We start from the raw sequence: 20,936 nt of genomic DNA, 5'->3' as shown, positions 1-20,936 counted from the left end.
ATACCTTTTGTTTCGGCTATTAGCAACATTTGTCCATTGTGTGATGAGTTTGATATTTCAACGGTAAATAATCAAAAAATGTACAAGTAAATAATGATTCTGAAACTTCGAATATGGATAGAATAAACAATAAGGTAGCACTTGTTACAGGTGCGGCTATGGGGATAGGAAAAGAAACAGCAACTATGTTGGCAAGAGAGGGAGCAGATGTTGTTATTGCAGATGTTAATGAAATGGCATTGGAACAAACTGCTCGTGAAATAAAAACAGAAGAGAGCAAAATTTTAAAAGTACATGCTGATATCTCAAAAGAGAAAGATATAGAAAGTCTAATTCAAGAAACGCTGCGCACTTTTGGCAAGCTTGATATCGCCTGTAATAATGCCGGCATTGAAGGGAAAATGGCTTTAACAGGTGATTATAGCTTAGACGAATGGGACCGGGTACAGAGTATTAACCTACGGGGGCAATTTATATGTATGAAATATGAGATTGGTGCTATGTTAAAATCGGGAGGGGGTTCAATTATTAATGTCTCGTCCATTTTAGGTAAAGTGGGATACGAACAGGCACCGGCCTATACTGCTGCTAAACATGGTTTGCTTGGCCTAACAAAAACGGCAGCCTTAGAATATGCAAAAGAAGGAATTCGAATAAATGCCGTTTGCCCGGCCTTTATTGAAACCCCGATGCTTGAAAGAGCAGGAATAACAACAGATAAAGAGATAAAAGAACAGGCAATTTCCTTACATCCAGTTGGAAGATTAGGACAAGCAACAGAAGTAGCCAAAGCTATTGTGTGGCTAGCATCAGAGCAGGCTTCTTTTGTCGAAGGCCATGCTTTGATGGTTGATGGAGGATATACAGCAAAATAATTGCATTTGAATAAAGGCTAATGAATAATCAGTATGATAGTTTAATTAAGTGGTTTAGCGATATTGATATAGACGATATTGCTCATGTGGGAGGTAAAAATGCCTCCCTGGGAGAGATGTGGCAATATTTGCAGTCTACAGCTGTAAATATCCCTGATGGGTTCGCCACAACTGGTGAAGCATATCGCTTATTTATCAAAGCTAATGAATTAGAAGTAACCATTCGAGAAGAGCTGTCAAAATATAAAGAAGGATCCCAAAAATTACATGATACAGGCTTTCATATCAGGGATGCTTTTATGAAAGGTATGATTCCCATTTTCATAGCTAATGAGATCCGTAATGCTTATGACCAACTCTGTGAAAAATATGAAATAGAAAATATCTCAGTTGCAGTACGTAGCAGTGCCACCGCCGAAGATTTACCTTCAGCCAGCTTCGCAGGATTGCAAGAAACATTTTTAAATGTTGAGGGGAAGGAACAGCTGATGGAGATGTGTAAAAAATGCTTTGCTTCTTTATTTACCGACCGTGCTATTTCTTATCGCGAAGAAAAAGGATTTGATCACTTAAATATTGCCCTTTCTATAGGGATACAGCGTATGATAATAGCAGATGATGGGGGTTCGGGAGTACTATTTACATTGGATACCGAAAGTGGCTTTCGGGATGTAATTACGATCAATGCCGCGTGGGGGTTGGGTGAAAATATTGTTCAAGGCACCATTAATCCCGACCAGTATCTTGTCTTTAAACCACTGCTATATGATGACAAATTTACACCAATCCTCGAAAAAAGATTAGGAAGCAAAGAGCAAAAGATGGTTTTAGCCGATAAAAACGGCAATAGAATTAAAAATGTACAGACTACTGTTAAGGAGCAATCCACATTCGTATTAACTGATAATGAAATTGTGAAGCTCTCACAGGGAGCTGTTAAGATAGAAGAACACTATCAAAAACCGATGGATATAGAGTGGGTGAAAGAAAGCAAAACGAATCAATTCTTTATTGTACAGGCACGACCTGAAACAGTGCACGCTACAGCTACTGACGGTTTATTTCAGTCATATGAACTTAAGGAGAAAAAAGTAACTCCTATACTTGAGGGTGTCAGTATCGGCAGGGCAATAGTTCATGGTAAAGTCCGACTTGTACAGCATATCAGTGATCTTGACACTTTGGAAGAAGACAGCATATTAGTTACACAAATGACAGAACCCGATTGGGTGCCCGCTATGAAAAATGTTAGAGGTATTATTACTGATTCTGGAGGGCGAACATGTCATGCTGCTATTATTAGCAGAGAGATGGGTATACCGGCTATTGTGGGGACCAAGAGAGCAACCAATGTACTCAACGAAGGCAGAGAGATTACCCTTTCAACTGCCAGTGGGCAGGTGGGGATGGTTTATGATAACTACCTAAAATTTGAGAAAAGTACCATTAATTTAAAGCAGCTTCCCCATATTAATACGGATATCATGATAAACCTGGCTACTCCGGATACAGCGTTCAACTGGTGGCAGCTACCCATACAAGGAGTTGGACTTGCACGAATGGAGTTCATCATTAGCAACCATATTAAAATTCATCCGATGGCACTCCTGAATTTCGATAAAGTAATCAAAGAGACAGATCGAGAAAAAATTCGGAAAATTACTAAGCATTATAAAAATAAAGCTGATTACTTTGTTGATAAATTATCGGATGGAATCGCAAAAATCGCGGCCTCACAATACCCAAAGCCGGTTATAGTACGTACCAGTGATTTTAAAACCAACGAGTATGCTGGTTTGATTGGGGGAGAGGATCTGGAGCCTCACGAGGATAACCCCATGTTGGGTTGGAGGGGAGCTTCACGCTATTATTCTGATAATTACAAAGATGCGTTTGCTCTGGAATGTAAGGCCATAAAAAGGGTAAGAGAGATGATCGGGCTCGATAATGTTATTGTAATGATACCATTCTGTAGGCGACTTAGTGAAGCGGACCGGGTGTTAAATGAAATGAAAAAAAACGGGCTTGCAAGGGGAAGACAAAACCTCAAAGTATATATGATGTGCGAAATCCCCTCCAATATTATTTTGGCAGAACAGTTTGCACAATATTTTGACGGGTTCTCAATTGGATCTAATGATTTGACGCAGCTTACCCTAGGTGTAGACAGGGATTCAACAGAGCTTAATTACCTTTTTGACGAAAATGATGAGGCTGTCAAAATATCTATTCAACAGCTTATTGAAAAAGCACATAGGATGAATTCGACGGTAGGCTTTTGCGGTCAGGCACCCAGTGATAGACCCGAGTATGCTGAATTCTTAGTTCGCAGTGGTATTGATTCGATTTCCGTAAATGCGGATAGCGTAGTAGAAGTAATTAAGCATGTACATCAAGCAGAAGTACATAGCTATAATGAATCTGTTTAGCATGAATACAAATATATGTCACATGTTACTTCCATATCACGAGTTCATTCAGGTTACGCTTCCCATAATAATGGAGAGGAATTAAATACAGGAACTGTTGTTGCTGTTCGGGGTAGTATTGTCGATGCCCGTTTTTATGGTTGCCTTCCAGAGCGGCAGTCCAGTTTAACTGTGGAAGGTGAGCAACCGGTTATCCTCGAAGTAATAACGCATCTTGATGAACATACGGTTCGTTGTTTGGCTTTTACCACTACTAAAGGACTAAAGCGAGGATTCAAAGTATATGATTGTGATGCAACTGTAACGGTTCCTGTTGGAGATGCATTGTTGGGTAGAATGTTTAATATGTTTGGCGAACCCATTGATGATAAAGGAGATATAGCGACTGACCATGTAGAGTCGATATATCAATCATCTACTTCTCTACATCTTTACCATCCGCAACAGGAAATTCAGTTTACAGGGATTAAAGCCATTGACCTGTTAGCTCCCATAGAGCGAGGAGGAAAAGCAGGATTGTTTGGAGGGGCAGGAGTAGGAAAAACGGTTTTGATCATGGAATTGATTCGTAATATGGTGACCCAGCATGAAGGAGTAAGTTTATTCTGCGGAATCGGCGAACGTAATCGTGAAGCGGTTGAATTGTATAAAGAAATTAAAAATGCCGGGGTGCTGGATAACACTGTAATGGTATTTGGACAGATGAATGAACCGCCGGGTGCACGTTTTCGAGTTGCCCATACTGCGTTGACTATGGCAGAGTATTTTAGAGATGAACAACGCCGTGATGTGTTATTACTGATTGATAACATTTTTCGCTTTGTACAAGCCGGGGCTGAGGTTTCAGGCTTGATGGGTAAAATAAACTCCCGTTTAGGATATCAGTCAACATTAGGCAGTGAGTTGGCAGATATTGAAGAACGTATATGCAGCACCCAAAATGGAGCTATTACTTCTATCCAGGCAGTGTATGTTCCCGCTGATGATTTTACCGACCCGGCAGTTACGCATACGTTTGCTCACCTTTCATCATTTATTGTGCTTTCCCGTGAAAGGGCTAGTCAGGGCTTATATCCAGCTATCGATCTGTTAAACTCTGGGTCAAAGATGCTATCACCCCATATAACAGGTAAAAAACATTATAAAATTGCTCAAAAGGTAAAACAAACTTTATCTCAGTACGAGGAGCTCAAAGATATTATTTCGATGCTGGGCATGGAGGAGTTATCAACCGATGATCAAAAGGCCGTACAACGTGCCCGTCGGCTGGAACGATTTTTAACACAACCATTTGAAGTTACCCAACAATTTACCGGAAAAAAAGGAAAAGCAGTAGACGTTCAAGGAGTAGTGGATGGTTGTGAACGAATCATTCAGGGGGAATTTGATGAGATATCAGAGCATAAATTATATATGATTGGGAATATTGAGGAGGCAATACAATGAATAAAATGCAGATGCATCTTAAAATAATGGTGCCTGAACGAATTAATACTGCTCTTCATGTACATAAAATAATTGCCGAGAGCTATAATGGTTTTTTCTGCTTAAAACCGAGGCACATAGATTTTACTACAGCCCTGAAACCAGGAATCCTCTATTACTACATAAATAATGAGGAGCATATCGTTGCTGTTGATAATGGAGTCTTAGTGAAATGTGGATTAAAAATATCTGTATCTGTATTAAATGCATTTAAAGGAGAAAGTTTAAAAGAATTGGAGCAACAGGTACAGGCTGAATTTAACAAGGCTCAGCAACTTGAAAAGGCTTCTGTTCAGGCCTTAAAGAATTTGGAGGCTGAGTTGGTTCAGCATTTTGTGAATCTCCAAAAGAAAGAGTCAATACTTTGAATAACGAGAACAATCATACCGAAAAAGCATTTAAAGAAAGCGTCAAAAAAAAATCGCAACGTAAGCTTAATTTTAGAAAAAAGGATGAGAGAGGCTTGCTTTATGGGTTTGGAATGTTTGGGCTGGTCGGATGGTCGGTTGCTATACCAACCTTAGTACTGTTAGCATTGGGGATATGGATTGACAGTACATTTAAAGGACCTTATTCATGGACCTTAATGCTATTGGTTTTAGGAATCATGATAGGTTGTATTAACGCCTGGTATTGGGTGAAAAAAGAAAGTGAAAACGGTACATAATATGAATTGGGCTTTTATTCTGATAGCAATAGTAAGCGGGGCTATTATCAGCGTCTTTTATTTTGGGGGGTTATGGTTAACGCTGCGTAAAATTGCCCAACATAGGTTTTCTTACCTGCTGCTACTGGTGAGTTTTGTAGTAAGAGTTACTTTTTTGCTGCTGGTTTTTTATGCCCTGTTACAATACCACTGGGCATATCTTGGATTAGCACTTATATCATTCCTTATTGTTAGACAGATACTATTATTAAAACTAGGTACCCCCGAAGATGCACTTTATAATTAATAGTGTAACCGGATATGGAACTGAATATTGATGACATCATTTTATGGCAGTATGGTTTTTTAAAAATCAATGAGACCTTAGTTAATACCTGGATCGTGATACTACTGCTCATATCCGTATCATGGCTGATTACTAAAAACCTAACGGCAGGTGTCCATATTAAGCGGGGACAGGCATTTCTTGAATCTTTTGTGGTATACGTTATTGATCAGATTCGAGAAGAAACACATGAGGATCCGGGTAAATATCTTCCTTTCATCGGTTCATTATTTCTGTTTATCGCTCTCTCCAATATTATTGGCATTATACCGGGCTTTGAGGCACCTACAGCATCGCTTTCAACGGCCACAGCATTGGCAATTTGTGTGTTTATAGCTGTACCTATTTTTGGTATTTCTAATCGGGGATTTGCCAGTTATATAAGGCACTATATAGAGCCAAGTCCCTTGATGCTCCCATTTAATATTATTGGCGAACTTTCTCGAACGCTAGCTCTTGCTATTCGTTTGTTCGGAAATATTATGAGCGGTAGCCTTATAGTAGCAATAATTTTAAGCTTAAGCCCGCTCTTTTTTCCTGCTATAATGCAAGCCTTTGGTCTATTGATTGGTGTTATACAGGCATATGTCTTTGCTGTTTTGGCATTAGTTTATATCGCATCAGCTACAAGGGTACGGCCGGTAAAAGAGAATAGCAGAGAAACATAATAGAAATAGTAATTTAAAGATATAAATATGGATAGTATTAGCATTATCGGAATGATTTCAATTATCACAGCAGGGATAACTATTGCTGTGGGATCTATTGCTCCGGCTTTGGGAGAGGGGAGGGCGCTGTCTAAAGCATTAACTGCCATAGCGCAGCAGCCTGATGAGACGCCCAGCATTACACGAACACTATTTGTGGGGCTGGCTATGATAGAATCAACGGCAATCTACTGCTTTGTTGTAGCCTTAATTTTAATTTTTGCTAATCCCTTTTGGGATTATGTGATTGGAGGAGGATAGGAAGTGGCTATCGATTGGTTCACATTGGTTGCTCAAATCATCAATTTTTTGATTTTGTTGGCCCTTATAAAACGGTTCCTGTTTGGGCCTATTGAAAATATTATGGCAAAAAGGGAAGAACAGGTTACTTCCCGATTGAATGAAGCACGTCGAAAATTAGGGGAAGCAGAAGAAAAGAAACAGGACTATCAGCAAAAACTTGATGAACTAAAAAGGTCAAAAGAAGAAATATTGCATGATGCTAAGGAGAAAGCGGCCCAAACACAAAAGAAGCTAGAACAGGAAGCTCGTGAAGAGGTAAAAAAGATGCAGCATAACTGGGAAGAAGCTATTGCATCAGAGAAAAAGTCATTTTTTAAGGAATTACATCAGCAGGCAACGATTAATGTTATCAACATACTTAAAAAGCTAGTTAAAGATCTTTCAAATAGCACACTGGAAGAGGAAACACTCAATGTCTTCAAAGAAAAACTTCAAACATTGGATAAAGAAGAACGCCAAAAGATTACAAGAGCAACCGTGGATGGGGAGACAAAAACAGTAACTGTAATTAGCTCATTTGAACTCAATACTGAAGTGCGCCAACAAATAACCAACATCATAAAACCGTTATTTTCAGACGAACTTAAATGCGAGTTTGAAGTTTCCTCTAGCATAGGATTTGGTGTTGAACTGCGTACAGATGGGTGGAAGTTGGGTTGGAATGCTGATATTTACCTGGAAGATCTTAAAACAAATATTGAGCAACTTTTTAACTCTAATATTGAGACAATACAGCAACCTACACAAAATGAGTAATAAAGATGACTTCGGAATCTATAGTATCGGTTGTTGATCAAATTTTTGAATCAATAGTTAAATCTAAAAAAAGTACACCTGATCTTTTTATCCGGGAGAAAGGGGAAGTACGTTCCGTAGGGGAGGGTATTGCCAGGATTTGTGGATTGCCAAATGTTGTAACTGATGAACTGGTGAAATTTAACGATGGATCACTTGGATTAGTCTACAACCTTGATGAGTATGAGATCGGAGTGATACTGCTTGATGATGAGCAGCATATTGATGCCGGCGATGAAGTGTTTAGAACCGAAAGAGTACTGGGGGTTCCGGTAGGAGAGACTCTATTAGGGCGGGTAGTAGATCCTCTGGGACGCTCTTTAGATGATAAATCTGCTTTTCGGGCTGTTACTTATTTAGCTGTAGAACGTGAGGCTCCATCTATTATGAATCGGGAATCGGTGGATACTCCGCTACAAACGGGCATTCTTACTATTGACGCTCTATTGCCTATAGGCCGGGGGCAGCGCGAATTAATACTGGGAGATCGCCAAACCGGGAAGACGGCTATTGCTGTTGATAGTATAATTAATCAGAAAGATACAGAGGTAATTTGTATTTATTGTGCTATCGGCAAACAACGGGCTGAAGTAAATCGTGTAGTGGCTGATTTGAAAAAACATGATGTCTTCGAAAATACGATTGTGCTATCAGCAAGTAGCAGCGTGCCGGTGGGCCTGCAATATATTGCGCCGTATGCGGCTACCACCATGGGAGAATATTTTATGGAACAGGGTAGGGATGTACTGATTGTTTATGATGATTTAACTTGGCATGCTCGAGCTTATCGTGAATTGGCACTACTGCTTCGCCGTCCACCGGGACGGGAAGCATTTCCCGGGGATATATTTCATATTCATGCTCGCTTGTTGGAGCGTTCAGCACATCTTAAAGAGTCTGGTGGCAGTATGACTGCTCTGCCCATTATTGAAACTCAAGGGCAGGATATATCAGCATTTATTCCTACCAATCTTATTTCGATAACAGATGGTCAGATATTTCTGTCACCCGAATTATTTCAAAAAGATGTGTTACCGGCCATAGATATTGGGAAATCAGTATCACGAGTAGGGGGAGCAGCACAACTGCTTGCATATCGCATGGTGTCGGAAGAGTTACGACTGGCTTATTCGCAGTTTGAGGAGCTGGAAGCCTTTTCTCGGTTCAGTTCGCGATTGGATGAGGATACTTTGAAACAGATAGAACGGGGAAAACGCATTCGGGAAGTGCTATGCCAAGACCAGTTTGATACCATTGAAGTGGTTCAACAGATTGCACTTTTAGTAGCCGTAACGAATGGTCTGTTTGATGAGATGGAGTTATTCCAAATTGAAGCTGCTTGTAATGTCATACGTGCTAATATTGAGTTTGAAGCAGGGACGATCAGTACGAAAGTTAAGGCTGGAGAAAAGTTGGAAAAAAGTGAATGTGAAGATTTGGTGAATACAATTAACAATATATTAGCAAAAAGATTTTAACAGAAGATAAAAGAAGTACCTTCTACCATGCAAACTGTTGAACACTATAAACGGAAAATTAGTAATGCAGAGGATCTACACTCAATTGTGCATACGATGAAAATCTTGTCCTCGGTAAGTATACATCAGTTTGAACAGGCAGCAGAATCATTGGGAGAATATTTTCGAACGGTGGAGATGGGGCTCCAAATTGTATTGGAAACATCACAAAAAAAGGGGTTTCCATATTTAAATATTTATAACGAAGCTCAAGAATGCGTCATAATTTTAGGTTCAAGTCAAGGACTCTGCGGATCATTTGATGAGCAGCTACAAAAGTTCTTAGAAGTACAATTGATAGAGCAAGCACTGTTAGGTCCCCAGTTGCTGGTAATGGGAGAGCGCTTAGCTTCAAAGTTGATAGCTAAATATTCAGTGAATGATATAATTCCATTACCTGCTTCGGTAGCAGGGCTTAATAAAAGAGCAGTGCAGTTGTTACATGCAATCGAAAAATTACGGGTAACTAATCATGTGAATAGGGTTGTAATTATTCATCAAAAACCTGTAAAGCAAGGTTTATATAAACCCCATATACAATTTTTGTTACCGCTGGATAAGCACTGGTTAGATCGACTGGCTGCTAAAGAGTGGCCTACTAATAATCTGCCACAGTTTACGATGAATGCCAAGCATATTTTTGCTCATTTTATTCGGCAATATTTGCTTGTTTCACTATACCGTGCTATGGCTGAATCTCTTGCTGCAGAACACACAAGCCGATTAAATGCGATGGCAATAGCAGAAGATAAAATAGAGAAACGACTTTCGAAGCTGCATAACAAGTATGCCCAAGAAAGGCAGAAGAGAATAACCGAAGAACTGCTTGATATATTATCAGGTTATATTGCTGTCGAGGAGTTATAATATTAAATCTCCTAATTCCTTATTTGACTAGTAGTTTTTTACAGAGCTATCCTCACTATGTTATCCTGAATTGGATTCAGGGTGTTGAGTTACTCATTGTAAGAAAATGCCCTTCAATTATAAAATGGATTAGCCCATATGTTTTTAATGTGAAGTTCATGACTTTTTAAAAGTGATGAGCAGCTATTTAACGAGCTTTCTGAAGTGACTTATCACATTGAAAACTAATTATTATTTATTCACCCAAAAGACAGAACACTATGAAAGCAACCAAAGATAAAAGAGAAAAATTTATTGACCAATTTGCCGAAAAACTAAAAGAGTGGAATAAGGACTTAGAAAAACTGGAGAATAATCTGGATGAGGAATATGAAGAGCTGAAAAGTGAATATAAAGGAAGGATTAAAGAGCTTAATCGGTATAGAGATGAGATGGAAACCAAGATCGAAAAAATTGAAGACGTAAGTTCAGATCGTTTTGAATCTATCAAGAATGATCTGAATAAGCTTTGGGATGATTCAATAAATATATTGAAGTCATTAAAAGCTAAAATTAAGAACAGTTAATAGTTGGGTGGAAGAATATTATCAAGATCGTTTCGAATATCTCTTGAACTTTTATAGAGTTTAAAGCTGTAATATTCTACACATATACTTTAAAACCCAATAACTCAGATTTTAGCAAAGAGCAATAGTAAAAATATTAAATTATAAACAGGAGAATATTATGTCATTAGCAAAAGTAATTGAAGTAATGGGAGAAGGCAGTACCATAGAAGAAGCAGTCCAAAATATTGCAGAAGAAGCTTCTAAAACGGTACATAACATAAAAAGTATTTATATGGAAAATATTCAGGCCATTGTTGAAGATGATCAAGTGGATCACTATAGAATTGATGCAAAAGTAACTTTTCTGTTGGAAGAGTAAAATGATAAATAGCAGACCTTGTTCCTTAGGGGGAAGAATTATTATGTCCGATAAATTAAAAGTATGCTTGGTTTACTAACTTTAAAAACATAGGTACTGGGGGGATATATAAATTTCCAGGATCAGCTGTAAGTAACCGTTTGATACATATTGGTCGACTAGTCAATTTGTAATTCTGGTTTAAAAAATATCCGAAATGAATATTAATAATATTCTGGTTCCTACTGATTTTTCAAGTTATTCGGAAGCTGCTACTTCTTTTGCTGTGGATTTTGCGTTAGCACAAAATTCCCGTCTTTATTTAATGCACTCGATGAAAAGTATCTACTCATTGAGCTCAGAGAGACTTTTGGAGGAGCTGACGGCTGACGACCGTTTCAAGGAAATTGAAGTATATCCAATAACAGAAATTGGGGATTCTGTTTCGGCAATACTGAAAGGATCTAAAGAAGTGGAAGCCGACCTCATATTGATGGGTAATAAAGGTAGGTCGGGAGTAAGAAAATTTATAGGGAGTACAACTACTGAAATTATCTCAAAATCTTCAATTCCCGTACTTACTATTCCCAAAGAGAGTACATATTCTGGTTTTGATGACATTGTATTTATGACTGATTTTAATGAGGGGGATTTGCCAGCCCTTAAAGATCTGTTAGATTGGGGTGAGATTTTTGATGCTGAAGTACATGTGGTTCATATTTCTACTGACAATGACTTTGAGGAAAGGATTAAATATCGGGGGTTCAAGGAGGTAGCAAATGAGCATACTAACTATGATAATTTAACTTTTAAACGGCTTGTTAATCCTTCATTTTTTGAAGGTTTTGTTAATTTTATAAAAGAGAAAAATACGAAACTTATATCGGCGACCAGATATCAAAAGACCTTTTTCCAAAAGTTGCTACAAAAAGATCATACATCTATGATTGGTTGTGAAGCCGATACTGCTTTTTTGACATTAAACGGAGAGAAATATTTATAACTATGAGAAATGGATGTTTGACTCTTCAAATGAAATACAACTAATACTGCGAATGGGATTAGTCCTGGTATCGGGCTTTCTTGTTGGTGTTGAAAGAGGTTGGAGCTTTCAAGGGAGCAGGTATTCGAACCTTTACCCTTATTGCTCTTGCAGGAGGGTTATGGGGAATACTTTCAGATCATGCGGGAGATGTATTATTGAGTATCGTTGTAGCCAGTTTTGTAGTCATTTTTATGGTAGGATATTTATAACATGCCCAACAGACCGGTTCACTGGGGTTGACTACTGAGATGGCTGCTTTTGTTACTTTTGCTGTAGGTATTGCTATGGTGAGAGGATATATTGTCTTATCTGTATCAGTCACTATTGTTATGATACTAATACTAAGTACTAAACCTAAGCTTCATGACTGTGTCAAAACAATTGAACCGAGTGAATTATACTACGGTATCATATTTTTGATTATCTCGGCAGTAATGTTGCCCTGCTACCTGATCGTGGTAATGACTAATGCTTTAGTAAAAGAGGGCATTTTTACCTTTTTCATTGGGACTCGGAAAGCATGGAACCTATTAACAATGTGTGGTATTATCGTTGCCGGTGGAGTATTGGGAATACTATTCTTCTGATTATATCAAACCCAGAAGGGTAGACCGGGACACATATAACTTGGTTAGCAGATGTTTAAGTCGTTGTGGCCTTGTGGGGCTGCTTTTCCAGCAGCAGATCGATTAATTGATTTTGTTGCTGAGCTACGGTCTCCAAGCTTGTAGGGTCACCACTGAACAACATATAAATGCTGGCAAGTTCTGATATTTTCCAATCTTTGAAGAGATTCCCATCTTTATACCGGAATATCAAGTAAAAGTGTTCATCGGTAGAAATATTTAATGTTTTGAATACCTCCAGTGTATGTTGCACCAAGGGTTCAACTTTATCTAGGTTTTCATCATTTGCACCTATCACTTCACTTGCGTAGTACACACACTTCTTTTTTGTAAGATTCTCCAAAAAGTATTGTAAGTCTTTAAATTGGAAGTAATCAAATAAAACAGGTGATATGTCATCCATAAGGCTATCCCTTATCGTTTTTATTTACGATATATCTTCTACAAATATAACTCCTACATATAGACCTGCCGTAAGCTTTTACTTGATGTAAGTGTGGCAGTATTACCTACAGCGGCATATACTAAATTATTTCTCAATTTTATGTAGGATAATATTTTCGCATTATTTATGGCCTGAACTCTTCTTCATGAAAAAGCGCTTTTTCCTCCAAAGCTCCATAAAATGGATTACTTCGTTGTCCGTGAGCTTTGTAAATCTTTGGTAACCTTCAGATACCGCAAAAAACTTCTCTCTTTGATCAAGGATGATTACCTCATCTGCTTCATCTTCAAGCCTCATTAGTCTATCTGTACCAGAAACAGGAGCTGCAACAACCAGTTTTTTCGGTTCTTGCTTTTGACACATCGAAAGTGCAGCAAATATCGTAGAACCGGTGGCAATACCGTCATCAACCAAGATAACAACACGGTCAGCGAGATCCGGCAAGCTCATTTTTTTTCGATATTCATTTATGCGTCGACGTATTTCCTGTCTTTCTTTTTTAACAACCTGTTCAATGATTTCTTTATTTAAGTATTTGTTTGACCAAGGGTTAAGATACAGACTCCCATCTTCTGCAATAGCACCGAAAGCAGCTTCCGGGCCGCAGGGATATCCAAGTTTACGTACTATAACGACATCAAAATCGCATTTAAGGTGTATAGCGACATAGTATCCCACTTCTACACCGCCTCGGGGAATGCCCAATACCAGCGGATGTACATGCTGATATTTTTCTAGTGCCTGGCCAAGCTTATTGCCGGCATCTTTTCTATCAATAAACATTATGATATATGTAGGTTGTTTATTGGTCGAATAGCAGATCAATTTGATTAATTATTATATTGACGGCCTCTTGTTCGGTATCTCCACTTCCAGAAATTTTTATCCCTTTGCTGTTAATAGCTGTTATTTTTACCCCATTCCGGTTTTTGGAAATGTTGTCAGTTGAAAATCCCCGGTACTCTTCTTCAGTCAGTAAGTGCGGAGGCTCTTCCAATACTGCATTTGTTTGGCGTTTATATTCTTGGTTACTCATAGTATTAGTTAGTTATTTTAAACAAGTCCTTTTTCTTTAGCTTTCATACTGTATCTGGTATGGGGTACAGCTTCCAGTCGCTTTTTAGTAATGGGGTCGCCAGTGGCCTGACAGATTCCGTACGTTTTATCCTCGATCCTTTTGAGGGCACCGTTGATATGCATGATATATTCTCGCAACCGCTCTATTTGTAAATAGTTCATCTCCGATTCTTGCTCTTCGGATCCTACATCTCCCATGTGATGAGTCAGCGAAGAGTAATCGGCGTCATCTGCCTCATCTAAATTGGATTGGGTATCGCGAATAGTATTCAATTCTTTCTGTGCTTCAGCTCTTTTATCTAGTAATAGTTCTTTGAAGTATTGTAACTCTTTATCTGAGAGGGAGGTTTTTTGTTTCTTTATATTTTCCATGATAACATGATTGGTATGATTTAGTTGTAAATCATATAATCAATATTTTAGTGAAAAATTTGTATGGGAGAGGTACTGAGATTACTGTAATGGTTAGGCTTACATTTCATGCCAATCTAGCTTGAATGTTTTTCGATCTGTCTCTAGCAAAGTTTTAGTTTTTTACACTCGCGGTTATGGCGCTCAAATATCAATTTAGTAACAGATATATACGATGTGATTAATCAAAATGGCTGATTTTCATCAGGACCATCTGTAATGAGACAAGTTACCACGATAAGTTAAGGGTGGAAGGTAGAGCAGTGAAAGATCATCACGAAATTCTTCATACTCATTGATGCTGTCGGATTCGGTAATCAAGTTGCCACAACATAATGAAGCAGACTATCTTGGTAAATCTCAATCCCTTTTGGGATGATAAGGGGAGTGCCCGTGTAGAAGGTCACTGGTACACGAATCGATGAAGATATGGGCAAAGTATCCCTGGGATTTTGGAATCCTATATCCCTGCCGCCCCATTATATATACAGTATAACAATATCATCTCCCCAAATATGATGATATGAAATATTCTTGGGGATCTTTCCAGATTGTTTTTCTGCAAGCCTGAGATAGTCGTGGGCATCGTTTAAAATATTGTTCATATAGCTCAGCATCTACCGAATGGGCAGTACCCCGTTGGATTATCACTAATATCATACGTTGGCGTCTTGTTAATTTCCATAATCATTAAGAGGTTTCAATTGAATAGAGGTAATTGCAATGTGAAACTCTTTGCCTTCCTCTTCAATTAATGGACTGTTTGTTTTTCTTGGGATTGATCAGTCACTGCTCGTTCCAATAGCTTTATAATTCGTTCCACTTGGTCCCAATCGGTATACTCATGATCTTTAGAGGTGTCGGTACTGCCCCCATTTTTTTGAGCTATCAATCGCATGATTAATTTCTTGAAGAAATTGTATTTGGAGTAGCGCAAAGCTCCGGCGACTTGTTCAATAAAAGTTGGGTTCCATCTGGTACTATCCAGGAATAGTTGGGTGATCTTGGGTAGATCTACATTTGATTGTGGTTTTTCACTTGCAGCGGTAAGACTTACAGAGATAAATGCACTTGGTTTATGATTAAGGTCTTTGTGATTTTCATTAACATACTTTTGTACAACTTGCAGATATTTGCCCGCATGTATTGAAGCACCAACAACAGCTGCATCATATTGTTGGGGATGGATATGGCGTTCAAGGGCATTTATAAATGTTACATTATGTCCCTCTTCTTTTGCTTTTTGAGCTAAAAACGAACAAATCTTTTTTGTTTGTCCTTCTGTCGTAGCGTAAACAATTAGCAATTTCATGACAGTAGCTTTGGGTTAAATAAAGTGTAAAAGAAGCTAGAAGTTATGTATTGCATAATGCAGAGGAGAAAGGAGGGATAATGGTTGGGTAATTTCCCTACAATTTAGTCTCCTTCACGGTCCAAAGTACAGCAGTGTACATGAGATTCTCCGATCTCTTCTAATTCCAAAATCGCACCGGTAATTTTGTCGGGGCGATAGGTGGTACATCCTTTAAGTTTGCGACGATAGGCCTTCTGATAAATGTTTTTGAATTCCTCAAATGATAGGTCTTCGGCGACATTAATTGTCTTTGAAATGGCGTTATCTACATATTTCTGCAGTACAGACTGCATTTTAAGATGCTCATCAGGGGAAAGATTCTTGGCGTTGACAAAATAATCCGGAGTTTTTCGATCGGGGTACTCTTCTTTCCACAGTCGATAGGAATAATCATTCACTTCATATGTTTTTTGCTCACCTCTTTTGTTGAGTACTTTCCGATTGTACCGGAAATCATACACAGGCTCCAATCCACTGGATACATTTTTGGCCAATATACTGATGCTTCCGGTAGGGGCAATAGAAAGCAGGTGGCTGTTTCAGATACCGTTTTTGAAAATCTCATTTTGGATTTCTTTAGGCAGTTTTTGGATGAACGGACTTTTGAGGTATCGATCTTTAACGTACAGTGGCCACGTCTCTTTTTGTTTTGCAAGCTGTGTAGAAGTCACATAAGCCGTCTGACATATCTCATTTATAATCTCTTCGGCAACCGATCGTGCTTCTTTACTTCCATAGTGATGACCCAGCATGATTAACGCATCTGCCAATCCGGTTATACCCAGGCCTATTCGTCGGCTTTGCAGTGCTTGTTCTTTCTGTTGCTTCAAAGGGATACGGGAAAGTGAAAATACATTATCTAGCATACGTACGGCCGTTTGTTTACTCTTACGATTATCTTTCAGATCAATATTGGAATCGGCACTAAAAGGTTGCTTAACAAAATGCGTAAGATTGATGGACCCCAGATTACAGGTCCCGTAAGGCGGCAATGGTACTTCGCCACAGGGATTTGTGGCGGTAATATATTCGCAGTAGTTTAAATTGTTGAGGGAATTGATCCGATCAATAAACAAGACACCCGGTTCTGCAGTATCATAGGCCGCTTGCATGATTGTATTCCATAGCTTTTGTGCCCGAACTGTTTTAAAAACCCGGCAGGGTACTTTCACATCGGTACCGTTCCATCTTTTAAAAATGGGTTGGTCAGCCTTATTATTATTTTTTAGGGTTTTATCCGGAAAAACGAGAGGCCATTCATCATTTTCATGAACTGCTTCCATAAACGCATCACTGACCAGCACCGAAAGATTGAAATTAGTGAGTGTTCCTGGCTGTTGCTTGGCATTAATGAATGTCATGATATCAGGGTGATCACATCGCAGCGTAGCCATCATTGCACTGCGGCGCGCCCCGGTAGAAAGCATCGTTCCACACATGGTATCCCAAATATTCATAAATGAGACCGGTCCTGATGAAATATTGCTGCTACGGGCTAATGAACCTTGGGGTCTAATAGTGGAGAAGTCATAACCAATGCTCCCGCCTTGCTGCATAGTAAGAGCTCCCTGTTTGAGATTTTCAAATAAGGAGGGGATAGAATCTTCAATTATTCCCATCACAAAGCAATTAAAAAGGATTACTTTATGCTCCGTACCGGCACCGGCCAGAATGCGTCCGGCAGGAATAAAGGTAAATCCCTCGAGGACTTTGTAAAACTCTTGTTCCCACATATTAGAATCCTCTTCAACTGATGCCACCGCTTGTGCCACTCGTTGCCAGGTATCTTCGATTGATTCATCTATTATTTCACCTTTGTGGTGATAGCGGTATTTTGTATCCCAGATATGATGGGATATTTTGCTTTGAAAGGGTGTATCTTTCATGAATAGGTGATGGTTATAATGCTATGAGTGTATCTATTTTGATAGCACTGCTCGGATGGCTCTTAATGTAAGGTGTGAAATTTGGTCAATATAATTATAAACACAGTGGAGTGGGTATATCATTATAGTGATTGGGTCAAGGAATCGACGTAGGATTGGGAAAATTGGATACTCCAAATTCCGCGTAATTCTCCCATTTTGAATCCTGTTGCCTCATCCTTGGGATATAGCTCTTGAATGGTTTCTAGATCAGCTTTGGTAATATCCTGGCCCGGGTTGCCGTGACAATGCAAGCAAAGTTGATTGGGGATACGAATAGGGGCATGATAGCTAATATTATTGTCATGGGTTGTAGCTATCGGTTCCACAGACTCTTCTTTTCGAATTTGTTCCAGGTAATTCCGAATCGTTGACATCTCTAACGAGTCAGCTCGATTACTCGGATTTCGCGGCCGGTGAGAAACCCGCCGCAGTTCAACCCCATAATCTGTAGAGAGCGAGTCGGTTAGCGGCATAGCACGAACGTTGCAGAACTGCAGTGCATTTCGTACACCACCTTCAGCAAGTGCCCGTTGTAAATTGTTACTTAATGTGTTAAAAGCTGCTTTTGTAATTTTTTGTCCTTCGTGTATTACTGCTGTAGTATCAAAGGAAATACTGCTGTCAATAACTTTCTTTTTGGATTGATCACCGCAACCGATAGTAAGAACCAGAAATACAATTAATAGGCTTTTCATAAGATATAACTGGTTACTGTAATTTGAATAGAATGAAATCTTTGTGTTACTACTATTTCTGATAGCATGTTAATGTGCTATTAAAACGTAATACACTACAGGTGGTTGAGCATATATCATTTTGATAGAAATACTAGGTTTTTGGTAAGTCATATTTACTTTCTGATAATGCATATTCGATTTTATTCCATAGTTGCTCCACTCTCTGTGTTTCTGAATGCAAAGAGGTTTCAACCGGTGATTCAAGTTCTTCTAATCCTTTCCTTATTTCAAGTCGTACCTGTTTGATATCTGCAATTTGATTCCGATAATCTCTTCTCAACTTATTGAAACGTTCATGAATCTTTTTTTCTAAATCATCGAGTTGTTGATCCCAACTAAGGAGCTTTTTAGCTAGTTTGCGTTCTAATTTAGTTTGTTTGGTTTTGTTGAGTGTTGCCATAATTGATGAGAATAAAATTACCCTTAAATGTGAAACCTGTATTACTATTAACTATGATTTTATAAATGTGAAATAGAGTTAGATCCCCAACTAGGTGTAGGTATATCCCCTACAAATGGGAATACGCCGACTTCTGTATGAGTTTTAAGGATGACTTCAGGGTTGAAATATTAGTGTATTAGATGAGAAATTTGTACTATTAATTTTTCACTCTGTCGATTTTAAGGTTAGAAAAGTACTACCGCTATTTACTACTAAGTGTCAATATTAAGAGCATGCCTAAAAGTAATCATGTATTAAATTCAGATTATATTCTGTCGGCAATTATTCTCGTATGTTCTGCAGTCTTATTTATTATTGATAGCCAAATTTCGTTTGGGATTGCCGGGGGAGTCCCATATGCACTGCTCGTGATGGCTACCTATTGGAATAGTTCAAAATGGATAACAATTGGCGCAGGTATTATAAGTACGGTATTGATTGCTTTGGGGTATATTGTATCAGAGCCGTCAGATTTTATGGTAATGGCGGGTGCCAACAGAATTATAACTATTGGTGTTGTGTGGGGCACCGTATGGTTTGTAACTCAGTATAGAGAATCATTATTACGGATACAGAAAAATGAAAAACGAGTTTCAGCTCTTTTTGAAGCTGCTACAGAGGGTATGCTTGTATCAGATCTGGAAGGCAATATTGTAATGCTGAATGAAAAAATAGAGGAACAATTCGGCTATTCTCGTGATGAGTTGATAGGAAAAAAAATAGAAATACTGGTTCCCGGCCTCTTTAGAGAACATAATCAAAATCAGCGGCAGGAGTATTACGATGATCCCAAACCACGGCAAGTGAGGGTAGAGCGTAGCTTGTATGGGATAAAAAAAAATGGTGAAAAGTTCCCTGTTGAGATTGGCCTCAATGATTTTAAAACAGATAACGGGAAATTTCTAATCAGTTATATCATTGATATAACACAGCGTAAGAAGATAGAGCATCAAGTGAGAGAAAATGAGCACCGCTACTCAATGTTGTTCCAGGCACTGACTGATGAAGTGCTTGTTTTCCAGGTAGATAAAAATATGAGCCCATTGCCTTTTGCCGAGGTTAATAATGTTGCTTGTGAAATGTTAGGATATAGGCGGGCAGAGCTACACCAGAAGACAATTTATGATATTGTTAGTGCTTCTAAAAAAGAAGTTGACGATCGAATTCACCATATTTTGGAACATGGAGAGGTCCTTTGGGAGACAGAACATCTGACTAGCCGTGGAGAGGTTATTCCCTTAGAGATTAGTGCAAGGGCTTTTACTTTCAACGAAAACAATACGATTATTTCCATTGGACGCGATGTGCGTGAACTCCGTAAACTGGAGCAGGAAATCTTAAATATTAGTGAAGAGGAGCGCCGGCGTATAGGACAAGATATGCATGATGGACTGGGGCAGATGCTTACTGGTATTGGTCTGATAGCACAAAATTTAGCAAGTAAGTTGAAATCAAATGAGTTGCCGGGAGCAGAAACAGCCCAAGAAGTCTCTGATATGATTAGAGAAGCAGATGACCAAGCCCATTTACTGGCCCGTGGATTGGTACCGGTTGATGTGGAGGCCAATGGGTTGGAGGTAGCTATAGGTGAACTGGTTGAGCGTATGCAGAAATTGTATGATCAAGATATAATATATAAAAGAAATAATACTGCTAGTTCCTTAGTTATAAAGGATAATAATATAGCTATTCATTTGTATCGTATAGTTCAAGAAGCTTTAAATAATGCGGTTAAGCATGCAGAAGCTTCAATAATTATGGTAGGGTTACAAGTTTCCGAATCCTCTTTAGAGATCAGTATTCAAGATGATGGAAAAGGATTAGATAAAATAGAAGACAAGACTAATGGGATGGGATTGCGATTGATGAATTTCCGGGCCCAGATGGTTGGGGGGTATTTGGAGGTTCATAGTAAAGAAGGAGAGGGCACTGAAGTAACATGTAAAATCCTTAATGGTTCCTAATCAATGATTGCTTAAGACTAAGTTACGAGGT

24 protein-coding genes and 1 pseudogene are annotated in these 20,936 nt (G+C 38.7%); 17 read left to right on the top strand and 8 right to left on the bottom strand.

The annotated features are described in order from the left end of the window. Nucleotides 1-113: 113 nt before the first annotated feature. The 16 genes from FCN14_RS04385 to FCN14_RS04315 all read left to right on the top strand — a co-directional run bounded on the left by FCN14_RS04385 (nucleotide 114) and on the right by FCN14_RS04315 (nucleotide 12,508). Nucleotides 114-875, top strand: a complete 762-nt coding sequence (locus tag FCN14_RS04385) for an SDR family NAD(P)-dependent oxidoreductase (RefSeq protein ID WP_138429864.1) — start codon at nucleotides 114-116, stop codon at nucleotides 873-875. A 20-nt stretch (nucleotides 876-895) separates the two neighbouring features. Further along, nucleotides 896-3,304 (top strand): phosphoenolpyruvate synthase, encoded by a 2,409-nt coding sequence (gene ppsA, locus FCN14_RS04380; protein ID WP_138429863.1) that lies wholly within the window; start codon nucleotides 896-898, stop codon nucleotides 3,302-3,304. A 15-nt stretch (nucleotides 3,305-3,319) separates the two neighbouring features. Continuing rightward, nucleotides 3,320-4,750 carry a F0F1 ATP synthase subunit beta gene (gene atpD / locus FCN14_RS04375; RefSeq protein ID WP_138429862.1) on the top strand — a complete coding sequence of 477 codons (1,431 nt, stop codon included), beginning with the start codon at nucleotides 3,320-3,322 and terminating at the stop codon, nucleotides 4,748-4,750. Further along, nucleotides 4,747-5,157, top strand: coding sequence for a F0F1 ATP synthase subunit epsilon (locus FCN14_RS04370; protein WP_138429861.1), 411 nt, complete (start codon nucleotides 4,747-4,749; stop codon nucleotides 5,155-5,157). The genes atpD and FCN14_RS04370 overlap by 4 nt, the downstream gene beginning before the upstream one ends. Next, nucleotides 5,154-5,456, top strand: a complete 303-nt coding sequence (locus FCN14_RS04365; RefSeq protein WP_138429860.1) for an AtpZ/AtpI family protein — start codon at nucleotides 5,154-5,156, stop codon at nucleotides 5,454-5,456. The genes FCN14_RS04370 and FCN14_RS04365 overlap by 4 nt, the downstream gene beginning before the upstream one ends. A 1-nt stretch (nucleotide 5,457) precedes the next feature. After that, the gene (locus tag FCN14_RS04360) at nucleotides 5,458-5,742 is read left to right on the top strand and encodes an ATP synthase subunit I (protein ID WP_138429859.1); all 285 of its coding nucleotides are present in this window, start codon (nucleotides 5,458-5,460) and stop codon (nucleotides 5,740-5,742) included. Between the two features lie 14 nt (nucleotides 5,743-5,756). Continuing rightward, nucleotides 5,757-6,449 carry a F0F1 ATP synthase subunit A gene (locus FCN14_RS04355; RefSeq protein WP_138429858.1) on the top strand — a complete coding sequence of 231 codons (693 nt, stop codon included), beginning with the start codon at nucleotides 5,757-5,759 and terminating at the stop codon, nucleotides 6,447-6,449. Between the two features lie 27 nt (nucleotides 6,450-6,476). Further along, the gene (locus FCN14_RS04350) at nucleotides 6,477-6,749 is read left to right on the top strand and encodes a F0F1 ATP synthase subunit C (protein ID WP_138429857.1); all 273 of its coding nucleotides are present in this window, start codon (nucleotides 6,477-6,479) and stop codon (nucleotides 6,747-6,749) included. Between the two features lie 3 nt (nucleotides 6,750-6,752). Next, a complete protein-coding gene (atpF, locus tag FCN14_RS04345; protein WP_138429856.1) occupies nucleotides 6,753-7,547 on the top strand; it encodes a F0F1 ATP synthase subunit B family protein in 795 nt (264 codons plus the stop codon). Between the two features lie 5 nt (nucleotides 7,548-7,552). Continuing rightward, the gene (locus tag FCN14_RS04340) at nucleotides 7,553-9,064 is read left to right on the top strand and encodes a F0F1 ATP synthase subunit alpha (RefSeq protein ID WP_138429855.1); all 1,512 of its coding nucleotides are present in this window, start codon (nucleotides 7,553-7,555) and stop codon (nucleotides 9,062-9,064) included. Between the two features lie 27 nt (nucleotides 9,065-9,091). Continuing rightward, nucleotides 9,092-9,970 (top strand): F0F1 ATP synthase subunit gamma, encoded by an 879-nt coding sequence (locus FCN14_RS04335; protein WP_138429854.1) that lies wholly within the window; start codon nucleotides 9,092-9,094, stop codon nucleotides 9,968-9,970. A 260-nt stretch (nucleotides 9,971-10,230) separates the two neighbouring features. Next, a complete protein-coding gene (locus FCN14_RS04330) occupies nucleotides 10,231-10,536 on the top strand; it encodes a sll1863 family stress response protein (protein ID WP_138429853.1) in 306 nt (101 codons plus the stop codon). Between the two features lie 160 nt (nucleotides 10,537-10,696). Then, nucleotides 10,697-10,897 carry a dodecin family protein gene (locus FCN14_RS04325; protein WP_138429852.1) on the top strand — a complete coding sequence of 67 codons (201 nt, stop codon included), beginning with the start codon at nucleotides 10,697-10,699 and terminating at the stop codon, nucleotides 10,895-10,897. Between the two features lie 196 nt (nucleotides 10,898-11,093). After that, on the top strand, nucleotides 11,094-11,879 hold the full coding sequence (locus tag FCN14_RS04320; protein ID WP_138429851.1) for a universal stress protein: 786 nt from the start codon (nucleotides 11,094-11,096) through the stop codon (nucleotides 11,877-11,879). Nucleotides 11,880-11,968: 89 nt separating this feature from the next. Then, nucleotides 11,969-12,130, top strand: a complete 162-nt coding sequence (locus FCN14_RS15695) for a hypothetical protein (RefSeq protein WP_171032802.1) — start codon at nucleotides 11,969-11,971, stop codon at nucleotides 12,128-12,130. A gap of 21 nt (nucleotides 12,131-12,151) precedes the next feature. After that, entirely contained in the window at nucleotides 12,152-12,508 is a 357-nt protein-coding gene (locus FCN14_RS04315; RefSeq protein WP_281280651.1) for an MgtC/SapB family protein, read from the top strand. Nucleotides 12,509-12,563: 55 nt separating this feature from the next. Here FCN14_RS04315 and FCN14_RS04310 read toward each other — a convergent pair whose 3' ends face one another. The 8 genes and pseudogenes from FCN14_RS04310 to FCN14_RS04275 form a co-directional block, all read right to left on the bottom strand. Continuing rightward, nucleotides 12,564-12,950, bottom strand: coding sequence for a hypothetical protein (locus FCN14_RS04310; RefSeq protein WP_138429849.1), 387 nt, complete (start codon nucleotides 12,948-12,950; stop codon nucleotides 12,564-12,566). A gap of 162 nt (nucleotides 12,951-13,112) precedes the next feature. Then, nucleotides 13,113-13,775: a phosphoribosyltransferase gene (locus FCN14_RS04305; RefSeq protein WP_138429848.1), complete on the bottom strand. Its 663-nt coding sequence runs from the start codon at nucleotides 13,773-13,775 to the stop codon at nucleotides 13,113-13,115. A 19-nt stretch (nucleotides 13,776-13,794) separates the two neighbouring features. Then, nucleotides 13,795-14,028, bottom strand: coding sequence for a hypothetical protein (locus tag FCN14_RS04300; RefSeq protein WP_138429847.1), 234 nt, complete (start codon nucleotides 14,026-14,028; stop codon nucleotides 13,795-13,797). A gap of 17 nt (nucleotides 14,029-14,045) precedes the next feature. Further along, complete coding sequence (locus FCN14_RS04295) at nucleotides 14,046-14,441, bottom strand: TraR/DksA family transcriptional regulator (RefSeq protein WP_138429846.1); 396 nt, start codon at nucleotides 14,439-14,441, stop codon at nucleotides 14,046-14,048. A 790-nt stretch (nucleotides 14,442-15,231) separates the two neighbouring features. Then, nucleotides 15,232-15,792, bottom strand: coding sequence for a menaquinone-dependent protoporphyrinogen IX dehydrogenase (hemG, locus tag FCN14_RS04290; protein WP_138429845.1), 561 nt, complete (start codon nucleotides 15,790-15,792; stop codon nucleotides 15,232-15,234). 104 nt (nucleotides 15,793-15,896) lie between these two features. Continuing rightward, a pseudogene (locus tag FCN14_RS04285) lies at nucleotides 15,897-17,720 on the bottom strand (adenosylcobalamin-dependent ribonucleoside-diphosphate reductase). Nucleotides 17,721-17,842: 122 nt separating this feature from the next. After that, nucleotides 17,843-18,457 (bottom strand): Tll0287-like domain-containing protein, encoded by a 615-nt coding sequence (locus tag FCN14_RS04280; RefSeq protein ID WP_138429844.1) that lies wholly within the window; start codon nucleotides 18,455-18,457, stop codon nucleotides 17,843-17,845. A 133-nt stretch (nucleotides 18,458-18,590) separates the two neighbouring features. Further along, a complete protein-coding gene (locus FCN14_RS04275; protein ID WP_138429843.1) occupies nucleotides 18,591-18,899 on the bottom strand; it encodes a hypothetical protein in 309 nt (102 codons plus the stop codon). A 275-nt stretch (nucleotides 18,900-19,174) separates the two neighbouring features. On the opposite strand from FCN14_RS04275, the gene FCN14_RS04270 reads away from it, so the two are divergent. Further along, nucleotides 19,175-20,905: a PAS domain-containing sensor histidine kinase gene (locus FCN14_RS04270; protein WP_138429842.1), complete on the top strand. Its 1,731-nt coding sequence runs from the start codon at nucleotides 19,175-19,177 to the stop codon at nucleotides 20,903-20,905. Nucleotides 20,906-20,936 lie beyond the last annotated feature (31 nt).

Origin of the sequence: Fodinibius saliphilus (assembly GCF_005869845.1) — a bacterium.
GTDB classification, from domain to species: Bacteria; Bacteroidota; Rhodothermia; order Balneolales; family Balneolaceae; genus Fodinibius; species Fodinibius saliphilus.
Note: the sequence above shows the minus strand (reverse complement) of the source record. Positions and strands in the feature narration are given on the sequence as shown.

Bases quoted from the DNA above. Each gene is read 5' to 3' on its own strand.
- FCN14_RS04385 (WP_138429864.1), top strand. From the start codon at position 114: ATGGATAGAATAAACAATAAGGTAGCACTTGTTACAGGTGCGGCTATG.
- ppsA (WP_138429863.1), top strand. From the start codon at position 896: ATGAATAATCAGTATGATAGTTTAATTAAGTGGTTTAGCGATATTGAT.
- atpD (WP_138429862.1), top strand. From the start codon at position 3,320: ATGTCACATGTTACTTCCATATCACGAGTTCATTCAGGTTACGCTTCC.
- FCN14_RS04370 (WP_138429861.1), top strand. From the start codon at position 4,747: ATGAATAAAATGCAGATGCATCTTAAAATAATGGTGCCTGAACGAATT.
- FCN14_RS04360 (WP_138429859.1), top strand. From the start codon at position 5,458: ATGAATTGGGCTTTTATTCTGATAGCAATAGTAAGCGGGGCTATTATC.
- FCN14_RS04355 (WP_138429858.1), top strand. From the start codon at position 5,757: ATGGAACTGAATATTGATGACATCATTTTATGGCAGTATGGTTTTTTA.
- FCN14_RS04350 (WP_138429857.1), top strand. From the start codon at position 6,477: ATGGATAGTATTAGCATTATCGGAATGATTTCAATTATCACAGCAGGG.
- FCN14_RS04340 (WP_138429855.1), top strand. From the start codon at position 7,553: ATGACTTCGGAATCTATAGTATCGGTTGTTGATCAAATTTTTGAATCA.
- FCN14_RS04335 (WP_138429854.1), top strand. From the start codon at position 9,092: ATGCAAACTGTTGAACACTATAAACGGAAAATTAGTAATGCAGAGGAT.
- FCN14_RS04330 (WP_138429853.1), top strand. From the start codon at position 10,231: ATGAAAGCAACCAAAGATAAAAGAGAAAAATTTATTGACCAATTTGCC.
- FCN14_RS04325 (WP_138429852.1), top strand. From the start codon at position 10,697: ATGTCATTAGCAAAAGTAATTGAAGTAATGGGAGAAGGCAGTACCATA.
- FCN14_RS04320 (WP_138429851.1), top strand. From the start codon at position 11,094: ATGAATATTAATAATATTCTGGTTCCTACTGATTTTTCAAGTTATTCG.
- FCN14_RS04310 (WP_138429849.1), bottom strand. From the start codon at position 12,950: ATGGATGACATATCACCTGTTTTATTTGATTACTTCCAATTTAAAGAC.
- FCN14_RS04305 (WP_138429848.1), bottom strand. From the start codon at position 13,775: ATGTTTATTGATAGAAAAGATGCCGGCAATAAGCTTGGCCAGGCACTA.
- FCN14_RS04300 (WP_138429847.1), bottom strand. From the start codon at position 14,028: ATGAGTAACCAAGAATATAAACGCCAAACAAATGCAGTATTGGAAGAG.
- FCN14_RS04295 (WP_138429846.1), bottom strand. From the start codon at position 14,441: ATGGAAAATATAAAGAAACAAAAAACCTCCCTCTCAGATAAAGAGTTA.
- hemG (WP_138429845.1), bottom strand. From the start codon at position 15,792: ATGAAATTGCTAATTGTTTACGCTACGACAGAAGGACAAACAAAAAAG.
- FCN14_RS04280 (WP_138429844.1), bottom strand. From the start codon at position 18,457: ATGAAAAGCCTATTAATTGTATTTCTGGTTCTTACTATCGGTTGCGGT.
- FCN14_RS04275 (WP_138429843.1), bottom strand. From the start codon at position 18,899: ATGGCAACACTCAACAAAACCAAACAAACTAAATTAGAACGCAAACTA.
- FCN14_RS04270 (WP_138429842.1), top strand. From the start codon at position 19,175: ATGCCTAAAAGTAATCATGTATTAAATTCAGATTATATTCTGTCGGCA.